18 protein-coding genes are annotated in these 21,687 nt (G+C 72.2%); 9 read left to right on the top strand and 9 right to left on the bottom strand.

The features are described 5' to 3' along the window. The first annotated feature begins 9 nt into the window (after nt 1–9). The 6 genes from cydD (at nt 10) to ABZ857_RS30855 (ending at nt 7,718) form a co-directional block, all read left to right on the top strand. Complete coding sequence (cydD, locus tag ABZ857_RS30880; RefSeq protein ID WP_357049734.1) at nt 10–1,746, top strand: thiol reductant ABC exporter subunit CydD; 1,737 nt, start codon at nt 10–12, stop codon at nt 1,744–1,746. Further along, nucleotides 1,743–3,521, top strand: a complete 1,779-nt coding sequence (gene cydC / locus ABZ857_RS30875) for a thiol reductant ABC exporter subunit CydC (protein ID WP_357049731.1) — start codon at nt 1,743–1,745, stop codon at nt 3,519–3,521. Before cydD ends, cydC begins: the two co-directional genes overlap by 4 nt. 143 nt (nt 3,522–3,664) lie before the next feature. Further along, nucleotides 3,665–4,990 (top strand): extracellular solute-binding protein, encoded by a 1,326-nt coding sequence (locus tag ABZ857_RS30870; RefSeq protein WP_357049728.1) that lies wholly within the window; start codon nt 3,665–3,667, stop codon nt 4,988–4,990. Nucleotides 4,991–5,088: 98 nt separating this feature from the next. Then, the gene (locus ABZ857_RS30865; protein ID WP_357049725.1) at nt 5,089–5,973 is read left to right on the top strand and encodes a sugar ABC transporter permease; all 885 of its coding nucleotides are present in this window, start codon (nt 5,089–5,091) and stop codon (nt 5,971–5,973) included. Continuing rightward, a complete protein-coding gene (locus tag ABZ857_RS30860) occupies nt 5,970–6,800 on the top strand; it encodes a carbohydrate ABC transporter permease (protein WP_357049722.1) in 831 nt (276 codons plus the stop codon). Before ABZ857_RS30865 ends, ABZ857_RS30860 begins: the two co-directional genes overlap by 4 nt. A gap of 12 nt (nt 6,801–6,812) precedes the next feature. Then, on the top strand, nt 6,813–7,718 hold the full coding sequence (locus ABZ857_RS30855) for a MurR/RpiR family transcriptional regulator (protein ID WP_357049720.1): 906 nt from the start codon (nt 6,813–6,815) through the stop codon (nt 7,716–7,718). A gap of 72 nt (nt 7,719–7,790) precedes the next feature. Here the strand turns inward: ABZ857_RS30855 and ABZ857_RS30850 are convergent, their stop codons facing one another. The 7 genes from ABZ857_RS30850 to lon all read right to left on the bottom strand — a co-directional run bounded on the left by ABZ857_RS30850 (nt 7,791) and on the right by lon (nt 17,192). Further along, a complete protein-coding gene (locus ABZ857_RS30850) occupies nt 7,791–9,095 on the bottom strand; it encodes a trypsin-like peptidase domain-containing protein (RefSeq protein WP_357049717.1) in 1,305 nt (434 codons plus the stop codon). Nucleotides 9,096–9,229: 134 nt separating this feature from the next. Beyond that, on the bottom strand, nt 9,230–10,765 hold the full coding sequence (locus ABZ857_RS30845) for an acyl-CoA synthetase (protein WP_357049714.1): 1,536 nt from the start codon (nt 10,763–10,765) through the stop codon (nt 9,230–9,232). A gap of 59 nt (nt 10,766–10,824) precedes the next feature. Next, nucleotides 10,825–11,964: a Fic family protein gene (locus ABZ857_RS30840; protein ID WP_357049711.1), complete on the bottom strand. Its 1,140-nt coding sequence runs from the start codon at nt 11,962–11,964 to the stop codon at nt 10,825–10,827. Nucleotides 11,965–12,031: 67 nt separating this feature from the next. Continuing rightward, nucleotides 12,032–12,865 (bottom strand): MetQ/NlpA family ABC transporter substrate-binding protein, encoded by an 834-nt coding sequence (locus ABZ857_RS30835; protein ID WP_193204576.1) that lies wholly within the window; start codon nt 12,863–12,865, stop codon nt 12,032–12,034. 22 nt (nt 12,866–12,887) lie between these two features. Continuing rightward, nucleotides 12,888–13,544: a methionine ABC transporter permease gene (locus ABZ857_RS30830; RefSeq protein ID WP_357049708.1), complete on the bottom strand. Its 657-nt coding sequence runs from the start codon at nt 13,542–13,544 to the stop codon at nt 12,888–12,890. Further along, the gene (locus ABZ857_RS30825; protein ID WP_357049705.1) at nt 13,541–14,485 is read right to left on the bottom strand and encodes an ATP-binding cassette domain-containing protein; all 945 of its coding nucleotides are present in this window, start codon (nt 14,483–14,485) and stop codon (nt 13,541–13,543) included. Before ABZ857_RS30825 ends, ABZ857_RS30830 begins: the two co-directional genes overlap by 4 nt. A gap of 346 nt (nt 14,486–14,831) precedes the next feature. Beyond that, on the bottom strand, nt 14,832–17,192 hold the full coding sequence (gene lon, locus ABZ857_RS30820; protein ID WP_357049703.1) for an endopeptidase La: 2,361 nt from the start codon (nt 17,190–17,192) through the stop codon (nt 14,832–14,834). A gap of 154 nt (nt 17,193–17,346) precedes the next feature. On the opposite strand from lon, the gene ABZ857_RS30815 reads away from it, so the two are divergent. Both ABZ857_RS30815 and ABZ857_RS30810 read left to right on the top strand, forming a co-directional pair. Beyond that, on the top strand, nt 17,347–18,801 hold the full coding sequence (locus ABZ857_RS30815) for an MFS transporter (RefSeq protein ID WP_357049700.1): 1,455 nt from the start codon (nt 17,347–17,349) through the stop codon (nt 18,799–18,801). An 89-nt stretch (nt 18,802–18,890) separates the two neighbouring features. Next, nucleotides 18,891–19,556 carry an AIM24 family protein gene (locus ABZ857_RS30810; protein ID WP_357049698.1) on the top strand — a complete coding sequence of 222 codons (666 nt, stop codon included), beginning with the start codon at nt 18,891–18,893 and terminating at the stop codon, nt 19,554–19,556. A 49-nt stretch (nt 19,557–19,605) separates the two neighbouring features. Here ABZ857_RS30810 and ABZ857_RS30805 read toward each other — a convergent pair whose 3' ends face one another. Then, nucleotides 19,606–20,184, bottom strand: a complete 579-nt coding sequence (locus tag ABZ857_RS30805) for an HAD-IA family hydrolase (protein WP_357049695.1) — start codon at nt 20,182–20,184, stop codon at nt 19,606–19,608. Between the two features lie 30 nt (nt 20,185–20,214). Next, nucleotides 20,215–21,048, bottom strand: coding sequence for a hypothetical protein (locus ABZ857_RS30800; protein WP_357049692.1), 834 nt, complete (start codon nt 21,046–21,048; stop codon nt 20,215–20,217). A 161-nt stretch (nt 21,049–21,209) separates the two neighbouring features. On the opposite strand from ABZ857_RS30800, the gene arfB reads away from it, so the two are divergent. Next, entirely contained in the window at nt 21,210–21,632 is a 423-nt protein-coding gene (arfB, locus tag ABZ857_RS30795) for an alternative ribosome rescue aminoacyl-tRNA hydrolase ArfB (RefSeq protein ID WP_357049689.1), read from the top strand. Nucleotides 21,633–21,687: the final 55 nt, after the last annotated feature.

Here is a 21,687-nt window from a genome sequence, read left to right as displayed (position 1 = left end):
TGGGGACCGTTGCACAAGGATCTCCTCCGGCTGGCCCGCGCGGAGCGGAGCGTCCGCATCCATCTCGCCTGCTGCCTGGCGGCGGCGGTGGTGGCCGGGTTGCTCGTGCTCGTGCAGGCGGAACTGCTGGCCGGGGTGCTGTCCGGCCGGTTCGCGGTCGCCGCGTTGCTCCCCCTGGCGCTCGTCGTCGCCTGCCGGGGGCTGCTCGGGTGGGCGCAGGGAGTGCTCGCGGGCCGCGCGGCCACCGCGCTGAAGTCGGCCCTGCGGCGGCTGCTCCTCGGCCGGGTGGAGGGTCTCGGGCCGGCGTACCGGTCGGGCGAGCTGGTGACGCTCGCGGGCCGGGGGCTCGACGCGCTCGACCCCTACCTGACCGGTTACCTGCCGGCGGTCGCCGTGGCCGGGGTCGTGCCGCTCGCGGTCGTGGTCCGGCTCTTCGTGGCCGACCTGGCCACCGCCGTGATCGTGGTGCTCACGCTGCCGCTGATCCCGATCTTCGGGGCGCTGGTCGGGTGGACCACCAAGGCCGTGACCGAACGGCAGTGGCGCGCGCTGGCCCGCCTCGGCGGCCACTTCCTCGACGTCGTGCGCGGCCTGCCGACGCTGCGGGCGTTCGGCCGGGCCCGCTACCAGGCGTCGGTGATCCGCGAGGTGGCCGAGGCCCACCGCGCCGCGACGATGCGCACGCTGCGGGTGGCGTTCCTGTCGTCGCTGGTGCTCGAACTCGTCGCGTCGCTGTCGCTGGCGCTGGTGGCGGTGCCCGTGGGGCTGCGGCTGCTGTCGGGCTCGCTCGACCTGCGTACGGCGCTGCTCGTGCTGCTGCTGGCCCCGGAGGCGTACCTGCCGCTGCGCGCGATGGGCACGCGGTTCCACGCCGCCATGGAGGGCGTCGCCGCCGCCGACGAGACGTTCGCGGTCGTCAACCCGCCACAGGAGACCGGGCAGGAGAGGGCGGAGGAGGCAGCGAGCGCGAGGAGCGCGAAGGAGGCAGCGAGCGCGAGGAGCGCGGGGAAGGCAGAGAGCGCGAGGAGCGGGGGGCGTGCCGCGTCGGCCGGCGGGCCGCCGGAGATCCGGCTGGAGGACGTCACCGTGCGCTACCCGGGCCGCGAGGAGACCGCGCTCGACTGCGTCTCGCTGGTCATCGAGCCGGGCGAGCGGGTGGCGATCGTGGGCCCGAGCGGCGCGGGCAAGAGCACGCTGCTGCACCTGCTGCTCGGGTTCGTGACCCCGTCCGCGGGGCGGGTGCTGGCGGACGGGGTCGATCTGGCCGAACTCGACCTCGACGAGTGGCGGCGGCGGCTCGCCTTCGTGCCGCAGCGCCCGCACCTGTTCGCGACGTCGGTGGCCGACAACATCGCGCTCGGCTCGGCGGCCACACCGGAGGAGATCAGGGCCGCCGCCGAGGCGGCGCGGGTGGCGGAGTTCGCCGGCGCCCTGCCGCAGGGGTACGACACCCCGCTCGGCGAGCGCGGCGCGAACCTGTCGGCGGGCCAGCGTCAGCGGGTCGCCCTGGCCAGGGCCTTCTGCCGTCCCGCCGCCCGGGTGCTGCTGCTGGACGAGCCCACGGCGCGGCTCGACGGCAGGAGCGAGGCGGCGATCGTGGCGGCCACGCGCAGGCTGGCGGAGGGGCGCACGGCGATCATCGTCGCGCACCGCCCGGCGATGATCGACCTGGCCGACCGGGTCGTCCGTCTCGACGGCGGCGCCCTCGTCCCCCCGGTTCCGGTGCGGGGCGGGGAGGCCCGATGAGCCGCACGGAGACGACCACGGAGACGACCAGGGAGACGACCAGGGAGACGGCCATGGAGACGACCACGGTGGCCTCACCGCTGTCGGTGGTCACCGGCACCGGCATGGGACGGCGGCTCGTGCTCGCCGCGCTCGCCGGGGCGGCGGCCGACCTCGCGGGGGTCGCGCTCATCGCGTCGGCCGCCTGGCTGATCACGCGGGCCGCCGAGCAGCCGCCTCTGGCGGCGCTGTCGGTCGCGATCGTGGCCGTGCGGGCGTTCGCCACCACCCGCGGCGTGTTCCGGTACGGCGAGCGCCTGGCCGGGCACGACGTCGCGCTGCGCGCCCAGGCGGGCACCCGCGAGCGTCTTTACCGGGCGCTGATCCCGGCCGGGCCGCTGCCGCAGCGCGGGGCCGACCTGCTCAGCCGGATGGTGGACGACACCGACGCCGTGCAGGACCTCCTCGTCCGCTGCCTGCTGCCGGCCGCCGCCGCGCTGATCACCGGCGTCGCCGCCGTCGTCATCGCGGGCTTCCTGCTGCCCGCCGCCGCGTTCGTGCTCGCCGCCGGCCTGCTCGTCGCCGGGGTGCTGCTGCCCGCGGGCACTGCCGCCGCCGCGCGGCGCTGGTCGGCGCGGATCGCCCCGGCCCGCGCCGACCTGGCCGCCCGGGTGGCCGACCTGGTCCACGGCGCGGCCGACCTCGCGGCGTACGGCGCGCGCGACCGGGCGCTGTCGGCGGCGATGGACGCCGACGGGCGGCTGTCCCTGCTGGAGCGGGGGCAGGCCCGGATCAACGCCGCCGCGCTCGGCGTCGGCATGCTGACGCAGGGGCTGACCGTCGTCGCCGTGGTCCTGACGGCCCAGGCCGCCGGTCTCGGCCGGGTCGCGACCGCCGTGGCCGCCCTGACCTCGCTGGTCGCCTTCGAGCCCGTGCTCCCGCTGGCGGCGGCGGGCGAGCGGTTCGCGGGGGTGGTCGCGGCGCTGCGCAGGCTCGGGGAGACCGCCGCCACTCCCCCGGCGGTGCGCGAGCCCGCGGAGCCGGCGTCCGCGCCCGAGCCGCCGCTGGCGGTGGAGGTCGAGGACCTCGTGGTGCGTCACAGCGGGCGCGAGCCCGCGCTGAAGGGCGTGAGCCTGACGCTGACGCCGGGCCGCCGGGTCGCGGTGGTCGGCCCGAGCGGCGCGGGGAAGAGCACCCTGCTGTCGGCGCTGATGCGGACCGTGGAGATCGAGTCCGGCGCGATCCGGCTCAACGGGGTCGACGTGCGGCGCCTGTCCTCCGATGACGTGCGGGCGCTCATCACGGGCCTCACCCAGGACCCGTACGTCTTCCAGGCCACGGTCAGGGACAACCTGCGTCTGGCCGGGCCGGAGGCGTCCGCCGAGGACGTCGAGGCGGCCGTGCGGCGGGCCCGTCTGGACGCGTGGACCGAGCGCACCGGCTGGGACGCGGTGCTCGGCGAGGACGGCCGGACGGTCTCCGGCGGCCAGCTCCAGCGGCTCGCGCTGGCCCGGGCCCTGCTGTACGACCCGCCGGTGCTGCTGCTCGACGAGCCGGCCGAGGCCCTGGACGAGGAGACGGCCGACCTGCTGATGGCCGACCTGCTGGACGCCACCCGGGGCCACACCACGCTGCTGGTCACCCACCGGCTGCGCGGCCTGGAACAGGTCGACGAGATCGTCGTGCTGGAGGGCGGCGGGGTCACCCAGCGCGGCACGCACGCCGACCTTGTCGCCGTGCCCGGCTACTACCGTGACCTGTGGGAGTCGGAGGCCCTCACCCGCCACCACGGCTGAACGCTCTCGCCCCGCCGCCCGTTCGCGTGAACCTTCTGTGAAGAAGGCATTGCGGATCTTGTCAGATGTAAGTAATTTTCAGACAACGCGATGACCTTGCATGGCATTTACCTACACGCGCGACGCCGGCGAAAGGGAGTCTCATGAAGAGAAGGTGGATCGCGGGGGCGATCGGGGTGCTCGCGGTGGCGCTGGCGGCGTGCGCGCCAGGGCAGGGCAATACAGCGCAGGTCGGCGCATCCGACCAGGGCGGCGAAGCACAGGGCGGCAAGGCGGGCGGCGACAAGGTCACGCTGAGTCTGTGGTCGTGGCGGGTGGAGGACGTCAAGGCGTACGAGAAGATCCTCGCCACGTTCGAGAAGTCGCACCCGAAGATCCATGTCGAGTTCAAGCCGTTCCAGGCCACCGAGTACCCCAACATCCTGGCAACCGGCCTGTCCGGCGCCGCCGGGCCCGACGTCGCCCAGCTGAAGTCCTACGGCGGGTTGCAGCCGCTGGTCGAGGCGGGCCAGCTGGTGCCGCTGGACGGCAAGGTCGAGGCGCTGTCCGGCTTCGACGCCAAGCTGCTGGAAGGCGCCAAGGGCCACAAGGACGGCAAGATCTACGGCGTGCCGTTCGCCTACCAGACGCTCCAGGTGCTCTACAACAAGAAGCTGTTCGGCGACAACGGCATCCAGCCCCCGGCCACCTGGGACGACATGATCGCGGCGGCCGGGAAGCTGAAGGAGGCCGGGATCACGCCGTTCGCCGTCGCGGCCGGGCCCGACGCCACCTGGACGCTGCCGATCGTCCACGAGATCTTCGGCAACGCCCGCTACGGCAGCACCAGGTTCCGCGACGCGCTGCTGAGAGGCGAGAAGAAGTTCACCGACCCCGACTTCACAACCTCGATCAAGCTGATCAAGGACCTGGAGCCGTACTTCCCCAAGGACGTGGTGGCCGTCAAGATCCCCGACGTCCAGGCGCTGTTCGCCAGCGGGAAGGCCGCGATGTACCCGACGGGCAGCTTCGACCTGGCGCCCATGCTCGCGGCCAACCCGAGCCTGGATCTCGGCGTCTTCCAGGTGCCGCCGCCGCCCGGCTCCCCGGTGACCACGCCCGTCACGCCGGGCTGGGCCGACGGCTCGTTCGGCGTCAACGCCAAGTCGGCCCACCAGGCCGAGGCGCTCGAACTGGTCAGGTGGATGGCGACGCCGGAGTTCGGGCAGCTCTACGCGGGCGAGCTGAAGCAGCTGTCCGCGGTCCCCGGGGTCACGCCGTCGGACCCGCTGCTGGCCGAGATGGCGAAGAACTACGCCGCCAACGGCGCGCCGTACACGCTGCTCGTCGACTTCCGGTACGGCCAGCCGAACGGTGACGCGGTCTTCCGGGACGAGGTGCAGAAGATGCTGGCGGGCCAGACCGATCCCAAGGCGGTCGCCGAGAGCGTGCAGAAGGGCGTCGGGCAGTGGTTCAAGCCGGGGAACTGAACACGCCCCGACGCTCTCCCGAGCGCCCTCCCGGACGCTTTCCCTGGCGTCGCGCGGCACGCACCGGCGCCGGCCGCCGGTACGTGCCGCGGTGGCGGGTGCTGGCCGTCTTCCTGCTGCCCGCGCTCCTGCTCTACTCGGTCTTCATCGTCTATCCGCTGGTCACCGCGCTCGACTACAGCTTCTTCGAGTGGCGCGGGATCCGGCAGGCGGGGTTCGCCGGGCTCGGCAACTACCGGGACCTGTTCAGCGTCTACCCCTATGACCAGCAGCTGTGGCAGGCGTTCGCGCACAACGCGCTGTTCTTCGCCGGGACGATGCTGATCCAGAACACGGCCGGGCTGCTGTTCGCCCTCCTGCTGTTCCGGTACGGCCGCGGCAAGCGGTTCCTCCAGGCCGCGTTCACCACGCCGTACCTGGTGGACCCGCTGGTCGTCGGCTACCTGTGGAGCCTGCTGCTCAACCCGACGTTCGGCCCGGTCAACGCGCTGCTCGAGGCGGCCGGGCTGGACTCGTGGGCGCTGCCCTGGCTGGGCGACACGCGCACGGCGCTGCCGGTCGTCATCGGAGTCAACGCGTGGCAGTGGGTGGGCTTCCCCATGCTGCTGTTCTCCGCCGCGCTCGCCGGGATCCCGGCCGAATACCACGAGGCGGCCCGGGTCGACGGGGCCTCCGCCTGGCAGGCGTTCCGGCGGGTGACGCTGCCGCTGCTGACCCCGGCGATCGGCGTGGTGAGCGTGCTGACGTTCATCGGCAACTTCAACGCCTTCGGGCTGGTCTACGCGATGGCCGGGTCGACCGGGTCGCCCGCGCACTCGACCGACGTGCTCGGCCTGCTGTTCTACCGGGTCGCGTTCCAGGAGGGCGGAGTGGAGGCGATCGGACGGTCGTCGGCGCTCGCCGTGCTGATGTTCGTGTTCATCTTCGGGGTGTCGCTGCTGGCCACCTCGTACTTCCGGCGCCGCGAAAGGATGCTGGTGTGACGGCCGGGCGCCGCGCTCCGGGGCGGGTCGCCGTCCACCTGCTGCTGTGGGGCTACGCGGTCGTCGCGCTGCTGCCGTTGGTCGTCATGGTGCTCAACTCGCTGCGGCCGACGAGCGAGATCTTGACCGCGCCGCTGGGGCTGCCGGCGTCACCCACGCTGCGCAGTTACGCCTGGGCGTGGACGGAGGCGTCGTTCGGCACGTACTTCCTGAACTCGCTGATCGTCACCTGCGGCGCGGTGCTGCTCGGCACGGCGGTCTCCGCGCTGGCGGCCTATCCGCTGGCCCGCTACGACTTCTTCGGCAGCCGGGTGCTCGGGGCCTATTTCCTGGCCGGGCTGATGCTGCCGATCCGGCTGGGCCTGGTGCCGATCTTCTACCTCATGGACTCCATGGGATTGATCGACTCGCTGCTCGGGCTCACCCTGCTGTACGCCGCGTCCGGGGTGCCGTTCTGCGTCTTCGTGCTGTCGGCGTTCTACCGCTCGCTGCCCGGCGAGCTGGACGAGGCGGCCCGGCTCGACGGGGCCGGCGAGTTCCGGATCTTCGGCCAGATCATGCTGCCGCTGGTGCGGCCCGCGATGGCGTCGGTGACGCTGTTCCAGTTCGTGCCGCTGTGGCATGAGTTCCTCTACCCGCTGGTGCTGCTGCGCTCCGACGAGAAGTTCACGATCCCGCGAGGGTTGTCGCAGTTCTTCGGCGAGTACACGACCGACTGGTCGGCGCTGTTCGCCGGGCTGGTCCTCGCCACGGCGCCGCTCTTCGTGCTGTTCGTCCTGGCGACCAAGCAGATCATCGCCGGGTTGACCGCCGGTATGAGCAAGTAGGGGCAGGGCGGCGTGGGCCCCGGCGGAGACTACTCGAACGGCATCCCGGCCTCGAACGGGATCCTCGTGCGACTGCGCGGCGCCATCCGGTCTCTGCGACCCGCGGAGCAACGGGTCGCGCGCGCGGTGCTGGCCGACCCCCAGGGCGTCGCGGACCGGCCGATCGGCGTGCTCGCCCGCGAGTGCGGCACCTCGGAGGCCACGGTGCTGCGCTTCTGCCGTGCCATCGGGCTGCGCGGCTACCCCGAACTGCGGATCGCGCTCGCCCGCGAGGCGACACTGGAGGCGTCGCGGGCCGGCGGCGCCCGCCCCCTCGACGGCGACATCAGCGCCGGCGATCCGCTGGAGGAGATCGTCGCCAAGATCGGCTACAGCGACTCCCGCGCGGTCGCCGAGACCGCCGAGCACCTCGACGTCGCCGCCTTGGAGCGTGCGGTCACCGCGATCGCCGAGGCCCGCCGCGTGGACCTCTACGGCGCCGGGGCGAGCGGCTTCGTCGCGGCCGACCTGCACCAGAAGCTGCACCGGATCGGCCTGATGGCCTTCGCCTGGCAGGACTTCCACAGCGCGCTCACCTCGGCCGCGCTGCTTCGCGGGGGTGACGTCGCGATCGGCATCTCGCACACCGGCACCACCGTCGACGTCCTGGACGCGCTGCGGCTCGCCGCCGACCGGCAGGCGACCACGATCGCGATCACGAACTTCGACCCCTCGCCGATCACCGAGCTGGCCGACATCGTGCTGAAGACCGCGGCCCGCGAGACCCCGTTCCGCTTCGGCGCGATGGGCAGCAGGATCGCCCAGCTCACCGTCGTCGACTGCCTGTCCGTCGGGGTGGCCGCCCGGCTCACGTACGACGAGACCCTCACCGCCCTGGAGGACACGTTCCGCGCGATCAGCGGCCGCCGGCGCAGGTAGCCGCTCTTCCGGGGAAAAGCGATCGCCGGCGGGCCGTCCCCCCAGAGGCCCGCCGGCGACGTTCGTGGGCCGTCAGCTCGTGGACGACTGCTCCGCGAGCGCGGTGGTGATGGTGGTCTCCTTGCCGTCGCGGGTGAAGGTGACGGTCACCTTGTCGCCGGGGCGGGAGCTGCGGATGGTGCCGACCAGCGCCTCCGCGCTGTCCACCAGCTTGTCGTTGATCTTGGTGATCAGGTCGCCCTCCTTGAGGCCGGCCTTCTCCGCCGGGCTGCCCGCCGTGATCGAGCTGACCACCGCGCCGGACGCGCCGCCGACCGCGTCGGCCACGCTCACGCCGAAGAAGGCGTGGGTCGCCTTGCCCGTCTTGATGAGCTGCTCGGAGACCAGCTTCGCGGTGTTGATGGGGATCGCGAAGCCCACGCCGATGTTGCCGGAGCTGGAGCCCGAGGTGGCGATCGCCGTGTTGACGCCGACGACCTGCCCGGAGGAGTTGACCAGCGCGCCGCCGGAGTTGCCGGGGTTGATCGCGGCGTCGGTCTGGATCATGCCGCCGATCGTGGTGCCCTGGCTCTGCGGCTGCCGCTGCTGTTCCATGCCCCAGGGGAACTGCGGCTGCTGCTGCTCTTCGGGGGCCTCGGTCAGCGTGCGGTCGAGGGCGCTCACGATGCCGGAGGTGACCGATCCCTCCAGGCCGAGCGGGCTGCCGATCGCGAGGACCGCGTCGCCGACCTGGAGCTTGTCGCTGTCGCCGAGGGAGGCGGGGGTCAGGCCCGACACGCCCTGCGCCTGGATGACCGCGAGGTCCGTGGTGGGGTCGGTGCCCTTGACGACGGCGTTGGCGGTCTTGCCGTCGCTGAACTTCACGGTGACCGTGCCGCCGCCACCGCCGCCCATGCTCACCACGTGGTTGTTCGTCAGGATCAGACCGTCGGCCGACAGGATGACACCGGACCCCTCGCCACCGGCCGTGGCGGTCTTCACCTCGATCGACACCACCGACGGCATGATCGCCTTGGCCACCGCGGCGATCGTGGTGCCCGAGGAGTTGGACACCCCCTTGACCACCGGGCTCGCGATCACCGTCTGCCCGCCGTTCACGCTGTTCGCGACGAGGGCCCCGGTGACCCCGCCGCCGAGCGCCACGGCCACGAGGGCGAGACCCGCGCCCGCCTTCTGACGGGCGGTCAGCGTGCCCTTCCGCGCCGGAGGCGGCGGAAACTGCGCCGTGTCATAAGGGCTGCTCCCGTAGGCGCCGTACGACTGGTACGCCCCGGTGTACTGGCCGTGCTGAGGCGGCGTGCTGCCGAACTGGCTCCAGCCGTGACCGGGGAGTATCTGGGTGTTCTCGTCGCCGGGAACGTGCTCAGGTGAGCTCATCGCCATCCCCCTCAATGGATTCGCCGGTGATCCCGGCTCTCCGCCGGTACACGTAATACGATGGCGCATCGGCGATAAGGTCACGCTAAGCGATCAGCGGTGGGGTCCCCCGAGCGCCCTACGCGTACTTTATGTCAGCTCGTCCGAGGCCAGTACTCGTCCCTGAGCAGGCGCTTGTACAGCTTGCCGGTGGGGTGGCGGGGCAGCTCGTCGCGGAAGTCGACCGATTTCGGGCACTTGTAGTGGGCCAGGCGTTCCCGGCAGTAGGCGATCAGCTCGGCCTCCAGCGCGGGACCGGCGCCGGCCGGGTCCGCCGGCTGCACGACGGCCTTGACCTGCTCGCCCATCTCGGGGTCCGGCACCCCGAAGACGGCCACGTCGGCCACCTCGGGATGCATCGCCAGCACGTTCTCGGCCTCCTGCGGGTAGATGTTCACCCCACCCGAGATGATCATGTACGAGCGCCGGTCGGTGAGGTAGAGGAAGCCGTCCTCGTCCAGGTAGCCGACGTCCCCCAGCGTGGTCCAGCCGCGGCCCTTGGGGTCCTGGACCGACGCGGTCTTCTCGGGGTCGCCGTGATACTCGAACTTCGGGCCGTCGGAGAAGTAGACCGTGCCGTGCTCGCCGGGCGGCAGCTCGTCGCCGTTCTCGTCGCAGACGTGGGCGACCCCGAGCAGCGGCCGGCCCACCGTGCCCTTGTGGGCCAGCCAGTCCTCCGGCCCCGCGTACAGGAAGCAGTTGCCCTCCGTGCCCGCGTAGTACTCGTGGACGATCGGCCCCCACCACTCCATCATCCGCTCCTTGACCTCGACGGGGCAGGGCGCGGCGGCGTGGATGGCGCAGCGCAGCGACGACAGGTCGTAGCGCTCGCGCACCTCCTCGGGCAGCTTGAGCATCTTGACGAACATCGTGGGCACCCACTGCGCGTGGGTCACCCGGTGCCGCTCGACGAGCGCCAGCGCCTCCTCGGGGTCGAACCTCTCCATCACCACCACGGTCGCGCCGAGGCGCTGGAAGGACATGCTGTACCGCAGCGGAGCGGCGTGGTAGAGCGGCGCGGGCGACAGGTACACGCCGTCGGCCGAGGGCGCGAACAGGGACCGGATGAGCCGCACCAGGGCCCCGGGGGCCTCCAGCGGCGCCCGGCTGAGCGGCGGTTTGACCCCCTTGGGGCGTCCCGTGGTGCCCGACGAGTAGAGCATGTCGGCGCCCTGGCACTCGTCGTCGACCGGCGTCGCCGGCTGCCCCGCCACGGCCTCCTCGTACGACGTGAAGCCCGGGGCGACGCCGTCGACCATGAGCCGCAGCTCGACGCCGGGCGTGGCCTCGGTGACGGCGCTCGCGACGGCCGCGAGCTTCGCCGAGGAGATGAAGACCCGCGCCCCGCAGTTGTCCACGATGTACGACAGCTCGTCGGCCTGGAGCCGGGAGCTGATCGCGGTGTAGTACAGGCCCGAGCGGTGCGCGGCCCACGCGATCACGAGGAAGAGCGGATGGTTCTCCAGCATGAAGGCGATGTGGTCGCCCGGCCGCAGGCCCGCGGCCCGCAGCAGATGGGCCAGGCGGTTGGACTCCTCGTCGAGCTCCCGAAAGGTGATCACGCGACCGGAGCCCGCCATGATCACCGCCGGTTTGTCCGGCGTCACCGTCGCGATCGCCCCAGGGTGCATAACCGAACGTTACTCGGTTCGCATTCGGGGCGGTAGGCGCGAATTCCCGATGGGTCCGCTCAGCTCTCCAGCGTCCGGTAGGGGTCGCGTAGCGGCCTGGCCCGCTCGGCGAACGCGGCCTTGATCTCCGTCATCTTCGGCCCCGGCGCGTAGAAGCGGCCCTTCGTCTCCCCGTACGGCTGGAGCCACCCGGTGGCCGCCAGCTCGCGCAGGTCGCGGGCGGCCTGGCCCTGGCTCAGCCCCTCGTCGGCCTGGTACATGCCCCGCCGCAGCCGACGGGAGACGAACACCTGGTAGAGCGCGGAGACCGTGCGCGGGTGCAGGCCCTGCGCCCCGGTCCGCTCCTCCAGCAGCATCCACACCTCGCCCGCCTCCGCGAGCCGGCGTCCCACCCGCTGCGCCTGCATGTGGTGGCAGCGCAGGACGAACCGCACCCACGAGAGGGTGTCCCCGTGCGGGCTCCACCGGCCGTTCTGTACCGTCCGGAGCGCTTGGTAGTACTCGAGAGTGGTTTCGCCTGTACCCAGCCACTCCTCGATCGAGGAGAACTCCGGGGTGGTGATCTGGTCGCGGCCGAGCACGAGCGTCTGCAGCGCCCGCGACATCCGCCCGTTGCCGTCCCGCCATGGATGGATCGCCACCAGATTGAAGTGCGCCATGGCGGCGCGCACGTAGCTGGGCGCGTCGAGGTCGCCCCCGTTGAGCCACTCGACGAGTTCCGCCAGCAGGCCGGGGACCTGCTCGTGGTCCGGGCCCTCGTAGACCACCTCGCCGGTCGCGGAGTTCCTGATGTAGATCCCGCCGGGTCGCACCGTGCCCGGCGTCTTGTCCACGTGGTGGCCGATCATCATGAAGTTGAGCGCGTGCAGCAGGCCCACGTCGTATCGGAAGGCCGATGCCCGCGACAGGGCGCCGATGTAGGTGAGCGCCTGCCGGTAGCCGGCGATCTCCCGGGCCACGGCCGCCGACGTCTCCAGGGGGTCCTCCCCCGACATGATCGACTCGATGTCCTCGACGCTGGCGTGGTAGCCCTCGATGTTGTTGGACCCCTGGATCGCCCGCGCCTGCAACTGCCGCCGCAGCAGGCCGTCCCAGCGGTGGGCCTCGGCCAGGCGGTATTTCAGGTCGCGCCGCATCTCCTCGATCTCGGCGAGCACCTTCTCGTCCGCGGCCTCCAGTGCCGGTGTGCCGTACAACATGGGGCCATGACAGCATGGACGAATCATCCGGTCAAGCGACTGGATGATTCGTCCATGAATGTACGCGTCAGGAGGCGGGGATGACCGAGCCCTTGAACGTGTCCTCGATGTACTTCTTCACCTCGGGGCCGGTCAGCAGCCCGACCAGCGTCTTCACGCGCGGGTCGCTCTCGTGCCCCTGCGCCACCACCAGGCCGTTGGCGTACGGGTTGCCCTCGGCCTTCTCCAGCACCAGCGCGTCGGAGGACGGGTTGAGGTTCGCCTCCAGCGCGTAGTTGCCGTTGATCACGGCGGCGTCCACGTCGTCGAGCGAGCGCGGGAGCTGGGCGGCCTCCAGCGGGCGGAAGGTCAGGTTCTTCGGGTTGCCGGTCACGTCGCGCTCCGTCGCGGCGGTGCCCACGCCGTCCTTGAGCGTGACCACGCCGTTGTCGGCGAGCAGCTTCAGCGCCCGGCCGAGGTTGGTGGCGTCGTTGGGCACGGCGACCGTGCCGCCCTGCGGCAGCGAGGCGAGGTCCTTGACCTTCTTGGAGTACAGGCCGAGCGGCTCCAGGTGCACCGGGGCGACGAAGCTCAGCTTCGTACCCTTCGAGGCGTTGAAGTCGTCCAGGTACGGCTTGTGCTGGAAGTAGTTGGCGTCGAGCTGGCCGTCCTGGAGCTGCAGGTTGGGCTGCACGTAGTCACTGAACTCGACGATCTCCAGCTTCAGGCCCTTCGCGGCGGCCAGGTTGTCGGCCACGTACTTCAGGATCTGCGCGTGCGGCACCGGGCTCACGCCGACCTTGAGCGGGGCGTCCGCCGCCGCCGTGCCGGAGGCGGTCGCCGTGTCCGAAGACGAGGACCCGCAGGCGGACAACACGAGCGCGACCACGGCGGCGATGACGAGGCCGAGCGTTCTACGCATGGGACAGAACTCCTTAGATGGGTTAACGGTGGGAAAGACGGCGGGCGACGGCGTCGCCCAGGGTCTGTGCGAGCTGCACCACGACGACCAGGACGACCACGGTGACGACCATGAGCGTGGTCTCGAACCGCTGGTATCCGTAGCGGACGGCGAGGTCGCCGAGACCGCCGCCGCCGATCACCCCGGCCATGGCCGAGTAGGAGATGAGCGTGACCACGGTGACGGTCAGCCCGGCGACCAGGCCGGGCAGCGCCTCGGGGAGCAGGACGCGGGCCACGATCGTCACCCGGCCCGCCCCCATCGCCTCGGCCGCCTGCACGACGTCGCGGCCCACCTCGCGCAGCGCCGTCTCGACCAGCCGGGCGAAGAACGGCACCGCGCCGATCGTCAGCGGGACCACCGCGGCGGCGGTCCCGATCGTGGTGCCGGTGAGCACGCGGGTCACCGGGATGACCGCGATCATGAGGACGATGAAGGGCAGCGACCGCCCGATGTTGACGACCAGGCCGAGCACGCGCCGCACGGCGGGCGCCGGGAACAGCCCGCCCCGGTCCGTCCCGGCGAGGCAGACGCCGAGCGGCAGCCCGAACAGCACGGTGAACAGCGTGGACCAGCCCACCATCACGGCGGTCTGCCCGGTGGCCTCCCACAGCAGGGGGCTCATCTCCGACCAGGTCATGCGTCCTCCTCCACCAGCAGGCCGCGCTCGCGCAGCTCGGCGAGGGCGGCCGCCGTACCGGCTCCGGTGATCCGCAGCCGCAGCCGGCCCGCCGCGACCCCGGCGACCTGTTCGACCGCGCCCGCGGCGACGGCGACGTCCACGTCGTGCGTACGCGCGAGACGCGACAGCAGGGTCTGGTCCGCGGCCAGGGCGACCGTCACGGTGCCGGGCTCGGCGGGCGGCAGCGGGAACAGCTCGGCCGCGAGGCGCGACCCGGGGGTGGCGAGCAGCTCGGGGATGGGGCCCGCCTCGGCGATCCGCCCGTCGCTCATGATCGCCGCCGAGTCGCAGACGGCCTTGATGACGTCCATCTCGTGGGTGATGAGCAGGATGGTCAGCCCCAGCTCCCGGTTGAGCCGCCGGAGCAGGGCCAGGATCGACTGGGTCGTGGCGGGGTCGAGCGCGGAGGTCGCCTCGTCCGACAGCAGCACCGACGGCTCCGCGGCGAGCGCCCGCGCGATGCCGACCCGCTGCTTCTGGCCGCCGGACAACTGCGCGGGGTAGGCCCCGGCGCGGTCGGCCAGGCCCACGAGGTCGAGCATCTCCGCGACGCGCCGGGCCCGGGCGGCCCGGCCGACGCCCATGACCTCCAGCGGGAAGGCCACGTTGCCCGCCACCGTGCGCGACGACAGCAGCGCGAAGTGCTGGTGGATCATGCCGATGCGCTGGCGGGCGCGGCGCAGGTCGGCCGCGCCGAGGGTGGTCAGCTCGCGCCCGTCGACGGTCACCACGCCCTCGTCGGGACGTTCGAGCAGGTTGACGCAGCGCAGCAGGGTGCTCTTGCCGGCGCCGCTGCGCCCGAGCACGCCGAAGACCTCGCCCTTACCCACGTGGAGGTCGACGCCGTCGAGCGCGACGACGTCGCCGTAGGCCTTACGCAGGCCGGTAACCGTGATCACTTGCTGTCCCCGAAGAAGTTGGCGGCCGATTCCTCATGCGTGTGCGGCTAGCGCGTGCCGGGTGGGAAGGGCAGATGTGTGATCCGGCGCAGGATCAGATCGGGCAGCGGGGAGAGCGTCATCGGGGAGTGCCTTCGTGAGGAGGGGGCGGACAGACGATGTTCAGACCGCGGGACACCCTCGCTCGGGCGGGTTCACCAGGTTCGATACGCTCACGACCGGCTCAAACAGGAGCGAGCTACTCCTTATTCCATACCGGGAATGTGTCCTTTGTCACATGGAAAGGCCTGTGTCACAGGGAAAGGCCCGCGCCTCCGGAGCGGAGACGCGGGCCGTGTGGAGTGGGTCAGGCGGCTGCCTGCTGAGCGACCGTCGCCGGGGTGAGGGCCAGGTCGAGGACCTCACGCACGTCGCTCACCGCGTGGACGGTGAGGTCGGCCAGCACCTCGGCCGGGACGTCGTCCAGGTCGGGCTCGTTGCGCGCCGGGATGAGCACGGTGGTGATCCCGGCCCGGTGGGCGGCCAGCAGCTTCTGCTTGACCCCGCCGATCGGCAGCACGCGCCCGGTGAGGGACACCTCGCCGGTCATCGCCACATCCGCGCGGACCGGCCGGCCCGACAGCAGCGAGGCCAGGGCGGTGGTCATCGTGACACCGGCCGACGGGCCGTCCTTCGGCACCGCGCCCGCGGGCACGTGGATGTGCACCGACCTGTCCTTGAGCGACCCGACCGGCAGCTCCAGCTCGGCGCCCCGCGACCGCAGGAAGGACAGCGCGATCTGCGCCGACTCCTTCATCACGTCGCCGAGCTGGCCGGTCAGGGTCACCCCGGTCGCCCCGGTCTCCGGGTCGGCCAGCGACGCCTCGACGTAGAGGACGTCGCCGCCCGCGCCGGTCACCGCGAGGCCGGTCGCCACACCCGGCACCGCCGTACGCTGCCGGGCCTCCGGCAGGGACGACTCGGGCACGTGGCGCGGCCGGCCCAGGTAGGAGACCAGGTCGTCGGCGGTGACCGTCACCGGGAGCCCGGCGTCGCCGAGGGCCACGTTCGCCGTCACCTTGCGCAGGATCCGGGCGATCGAGCGTTCGAGGGAGCGGACGCCGGCCTCGCGGGTGTACTCGCCCGCCAGGCGGCGCAGCGCCGCCTCCTCCACCGTCACGTCGGCGGCGGTGAGGCCGGCCTTCTCCAGGTTGCGCGGGAGCAGGTGGTCGCGGGCGATGGCGACCTTCTCGTCCTCGGTGTAACCGTCGAGCGTGACGATCTCCATGCGGTCGAGCAGCGGCCCGGGCACCTGCTCCAGCACGTTGGCCGTGGCGAGGAACAGCACATCGCTCAGGTCGAGCTCGACCTCCAGGTAGTGGTCGCGGAACGTGTGGTTCTGCGCCGGGTCGAGCACTTCGAGCAGCGCCGCCGTCGGGTCGCCCCGGTAGTCGGCGCCGACCTTGTCGATCTCGTCGAGCAGCACGACCGGGTTCATCGAGCCCGCCTCGCGGATCGCCCGGACGATGCGGCCGGGCAGCGCCCCCACGTACGTGCGCCGGTGACCGCGGATCTCCGCCTCGTCGCGGACGCCGCCGAGGGCGACGCGGACGAACTTTCGGCCCATGGCGCGGGCGACCGACTCGCCGAGCGAGGTCTTGCCGACTCCGGGAGGGCCGGCCAGCGCGAGGACGGCGCCGCTGCGGCGGCCGCCGACCACGCCGAGGCCCTGGTCGGCCCTGCGCTTGCGCACCGCGAGGTATTCCACGATGCGGTCCTTCACGTCGTCCAGGCCGGTGTGGTCGGCGTCGAGCACCGCGCGGGCTCCCGCGATGTCGTACTCGTCGGTCGTGTGGACGTTCCACGGCATGTCGAGCACCGTGTCGAGCCAGGTGCGGATCCAGCCGCTCTCGGGCGACTGGTCGGAGGACCGCTCCAGCTTGCCGACCTCCTTGAGCGCGGCCTCCCTGACCTTCTCCGGCAGGTCGGCGGCCTCGATGCGGGCACGGTAGTCCTCCTCCTCGTCGGAGGGGTCGCCGTTGAGCTCGGCGAGCTCCTTGCGCACGGCCGCGAGCTGCTGGCGGAGCAGGAACTCGCGCTGCTGCTTCTCCATGCCCTCCTGGACGTCCTTGCGGATGGTCTCCGCGACGTCCAGCTCGGCCAGGTGGTCGCGGGCCCAGCCGACCAGCTTGTCCAGCCGCTCGGCCGGGTCGGGGGTCTCCAGCAGCAGCAGCTTCTGCGGCGTCTGCAGCCAGGGGGCGTATCCCGCGCTGTCGGCGAGGACGGCGGGGTCGGTGATCTGGTTGACCGCGTCGACCACCTGCCACGCGCCCCGCTTCTGCAGGATCGTGGTGGTGAGGGCCTTGTACTCCTTGGCGAGCTCCTCGGCCCTCGGCCCGGCCGCGACCGGCTCCAGCACGGTCGCCTCGACCCACAACGCCGCGCCGGGGCCGGTGGTGCCGGTGCCGACGCGCATGCGGTCGACGCCGCGCACCACGGCCGCGGGCTCCCCGCCCGGCAGCCGGCCGACCTGTTCCACGACGGCGCTCACCCCCACCGGGCCGTAGCGGCCGTCTATGCGGGGCACCAGCAGGACCGTGCTCTCGCCACTGGCGCGGGCCGCGTCGATGGCGGCGCGGACCTCGGAGTCCGACAGATCGAGGGGCACGACCATGCCGGGCAGGACGACCTCGTCGTCGAGCGGGAGGACGGGAAGGATCTGGGACATCAGCACTCCACTGGGTTGAGTTATGTCGACTCAACTAACAGGAGTCCGATCCTGTTCCCTGTTCTGCGTCAGTTCGCTGTGAGCGATCGTAATGATGTAATCCGCCTTGCCGTGAAGGCGCGATCACTCCCCCGGGTAACGCATGATGGCGTCCATGACATCCGGAAATATCCGGCTTCGCTCGGCACCAGGCCGGTGGGTGCTGCTCACCACGGTCCTCGGGTCGGGCATGGCCACGCTCGACGGCACCGTGGTCAACGTGGCCCTCCCCGCCCTCGGGCGCGACCTGCACGCCGGGATGTCCGGCCTCCAGTGGACCGTGAACGCGTACACGCTCACCATGGCCGCGCTGATCCTGCTGGGCGGGTCGCTGGGCGACCGGCTCGGCAGGCGGAAGGTCTTCGTCGCCGGGGTGGCCTGGTTCGCCCTGGCCTCCGCCCTCTGCGGAATCGCGCCGAACACGCCCGTGCTCGTGCTCGCCCGTGCGCTCCAGGGCGTCGGCGGGGCCCTGCTGATCCCCGGGTCCCTGGCGATCATCCAGGCGAGCTACGTGCGGGAGGACCGGCCCCGCGCCGTCGGCGCCTGGTCGGGGCTGGGCGGCGTGGCCGCCGCCCTCGGGCCGCTGCTCGGCGGATGGCTCGTGGAGGCCGCCGGCTGGCGGTGGGTGTTCCTGCTCAACCTGCCGCTCGCGGCCGTCGTGGTCGGCGTCGCCGCCCGGCACGTGCCCGAGACCCGGGACGCCGGACCGCACGGCCGCTTCGACGTGCTCGGGACCGTCCTCGCCGCCCCCGCCCTGGCCGGGCTGACGTACGGACTGATCCTCGCGGGCGACGGGCTGGTGCCGCTGGCCGCCGGGCTCGTCCTGGCCGCCTGCTTCGTGGTGGTGGAGATCCGGCGCTCCCCCCGGTCCCTCGTCCCCGTGGGAGTGTTCGCCTCGCGGGAGTTCACCGCGGTCAACGTCGTCACGCTGGTCATGTACGCGGCGATGGGGCTGGTGTTCTTCCTGCTGGTCGTCCAGCTCCAGGTGTCGGCCGGGTTCTCACCCGTCGCCGCCGGGTCGGCGATGCTCCCGGTCACGATCCTCATGCTGCTGCTGTCGCCCCGGGCCGGCGAACTGGCGAGGCGGGTGGGCCCACGCCTCCCCATGACGGGAGGCATCCTCCTGTGCGCGGCCGGGCTGCTGCTGATGAGCCGCATCGCCCCGGGGTCGTCCTATCTCGCCGGCGTGCTGCCCGCGGCGGTCGTGTTCGGGCTCGGCCTGTCCGCCGCCGTCGCCCCGCTCACCGCGACCGTGCTCGCCACGGCGGAGGAGCGGTACGCGGGTGTCGCCAGCGGGGTCAACAACGCCCTGGCCAGGACGGGCGGCCTCCTGGCCGTCGCCGCCGTCCCGCCGCTGGTGGGGCTGACGGGGGACGCCTACGACTCCCCGGCCGCGTTCACCCGGGGGTTCCACACCTCAATGCTGGTCGGCGCGGCCATGATGGCCGTCGCGGCGGTCGTCACATTCCTCACGATCAGGACGAACGTCCTCGTGGCCGCGCCCGAACCGCCCGCTCCCGGCTGCCCGGTCGACGCCCCACCCCTCGACCCCCGCCCTCCGGCGAGTTGAGGCGCCCGGCGCGGGAGGCGCACGCGGAACCGGATCCCCTGCCCGATCGTCACTACCCATGCACCATCACGCTTATCGAAGGACCCTCCATGCGCAGCGCGCTCTTCGGGAACCTGAACGGCCAGCAGGTCCCCGGCAACTTCGTCCTGCAGAACTCCAAGATGCTCCGCGTCCACCTACCGAGCGAGGTGATCGCCAGGCAGGGCTCGATGGTCGCCTTCCAAGGCCAGATGGACTTCGACTACGAAGGCTCCGGCGGAGTCGGCAGACTGCTCAAGAAGATGGTGACCGGCGAGGGCGCGCCGCTGATGCGCGTCAGAGGGCAGGGCCTGCTGTTCCTGGCCGACGACGCCCACGACATCCACCTGTTCTACCTGGAGAACGAGGCCCTCACCGTCAACGGCCGCAACCTGCTGGCCTTCGATCCCCAGCTCACCTGGGACATCCAGCGTGTGCAGGGGGCGGGGATCGCCGCGGGCGGCCTGTTCAACATGACGATCAAGGGCACCGGCTGGGTGGCGGTGACCGCGCACGGCACGCCGGTGCTCCTCGACACCTCCCAGATGCCGACGTTCGCCGACGGCCAGTCCGCGGTCTGCTGGAGCGCCCACCTGCAGGTGGGCGTCAACCGGACGATGAAGGCCGGCGCGCTGATCGGCCGTGGCAGCGGCGAGGCCCTGCAGCTCGCCTTCCGGGGTCAGGGGTTCGTCCTCGTCCAGGCGAGCGAGGGCCCGCCGGTGGTGCAGGCCCAGTAGACGCGGGGCCGCGGCGCCCGGCGAGATCCTCGTGCGCCCGCTGAACGGCTCAGACCAGCAGCGTCTTGAGGTCCTCGCGCAGGGCGGCGGCGTCGCGGAAGTGGACGGCGGCGAGCCCCGCCCGCTCGGCCGCCGCGACGTTCTCCAGCCGGTCGTCCACGAAGACGAGGTCGCCGGGCGCCACCCCCAGCCAGGCCACGGTCTCGTGGAAGATCTCCGGCTCGGGCTTCACCAGGCCCATCCGGCCGCTGTAGAACCGCGGGCCGATCGGCCGCATGAACGGCAGCACGTCGATGCCCTCGGCGACGCAGACCGGCATGTTGGACAGCAGCGCCATCGGCACCCCGACGCCGGCCAGCTCGTCGATGATCGCCACGGTCTCCTCGTTGGGCCGCGACCAGCTCGCCACGTCGAGGGCGACGACCGCGTCCAGGTCGGCTCCGCCCATCGGCCTGCCGTACACGTGGGACCAGTACGCGGCAGGGTCGAGCGAGCCCCGGTCGAAGTCGAGCCGCACCTCCCAGTAGCGGTCCTCGAATCCCGGATCACCTCCCGCCATGCGCGCGACGTCCTCGGGGGCCTGGGGAAGCGACACGACGTTGCCGTAGTCGAAAAGCACAGTCTTCATGGTCGTACGATCATAACCCGCGTTCGGAACTCAGGTCACGTAGGGCTTGAGGTACTCGTTGGCGCTCCCGCAGCGCAGGTAGTTGCGCACGGTGTGGAAGTCGAGCCAGTCGATGTCGCAGGAGACGTCCCGCTCGACGCCGTCGAAACATGACGCGAGCACGGCCGGGATCGCGGCGATGTCGTCCTTGTCGGCGATGTTGACCCAGCGGCGCACGCCCGGCGGGCGCGCCCCGCGACCCCGGACCGGGATGGGCGCGAGCCGCTCGAATACGACGTCGTGCATGCCGAGCGGGCTGCCCAGCGTCACGAGCAGTTCGACCGAGAGATCGGGATGCGCCCACAGCGCCTCGTACGCCACGACGCTGCCGAGGGAGTGGGCGACGACCACCCGGGGGCGACGCCTGCGGACGACGTCGGCCACCGCGTCGCGGGCCCGCGCGCGCCGGTCGCCGCCGCCGAGGTAGGCGGCCACCTCCGGGCAGAAGTCCTGGGCGAACCGCACCGCCTGCGGGCCCATCCTCGTCAGCAGCCACTCGGCCAGCCGGTGCGCGAGACCGGTGAGCGACTCCCCCGCCGCGTCGCGGAACGGACCGCCGAGCTGGGCCGCCCAGTCGGCGAGGACCAGCTTGGCCGGCGCCTCCATCTGCCGTGGCGGCTTCGGCGGCCCGCCGTGCAGGTGGTGGGCGTAGTAGGCGATCTCGGCGAAGTACTCCCCCGCGCCGTCCGCCCGGCCGGTGAGGCCCTGGTGGAGGTAGGCGTTCCACTTGGCCCGCATGGCCGCGGCCGCGCCGCCCGCCGACCCGCCGGCCTCCTCGTAATAGTGGTACTTGCCGATGCCGTGGACGCCCACGATCGAGGTCATGCTCCCGCCCATCCTGTCCGCTCCGGATTCCGGGGGTCACTGTGCACGACGCGATGGACCGCGACAACCGCAAGCCGCGTTTACGGTGATAAATGGAGAGCGGCGGTGATATTCACCGGGCTAGGTTTGGTCGTCCCCACGACTTCGAGGAAAGGTGCGTCATGTCAGGCCCGTTGCACGTGCGCGGCTCGGTCGTCGTGCCCGAGGCGGAGCTCGCCTGGCGCTTCTCCCGCTCGTCCGGCCCGGGCGGCCAGGGCGTTAACACCACCGACAGCCGGGTCGAGCTGAGCTTCGACCTCGCGCGTACGACCGCCCTCGGCCCGGCGCTCAGGGCCCGCGCGCTCGAGCGGCTCGCCGCCCGCCTGGTCGACGGCGTGATCACGGTGGCGGCCTCGGAGCACCGCTCGCAACTGCGCAACCGGGAGGCGGCGCGGGACCGGCTCGCCGCCCTCCTCCGCGAGGCGATCGCGCCGCCGCCCAAGCGGCGCCGTCCCACCAAGCCGTCCAAGGGCGCGGTCGAGCGCCGCCTGACGGCCAAGAAACACCGCTCCGACCTCAAGCGCCTGCGCCGTACGGAGGACTGAGCCGCGACACGCCACGGGGTAGCGTGGCGGCCCCCTTCGTGGTCACACCCGGACC

Source organism: Microbispora sp. NPDC046933 (assembly GCF_040644635.1).
Classification (GTDB): Bacteria; Actinomycetota; Actinomycetes; order Streptosporangiales; family Streptosporangiaceae; genus Microbispora.
The sequence above is the reverse complement of the archived record's forward strand: the minus strand, read 5'-3'. Positions and strand labels throughout refer to the sequence as shown.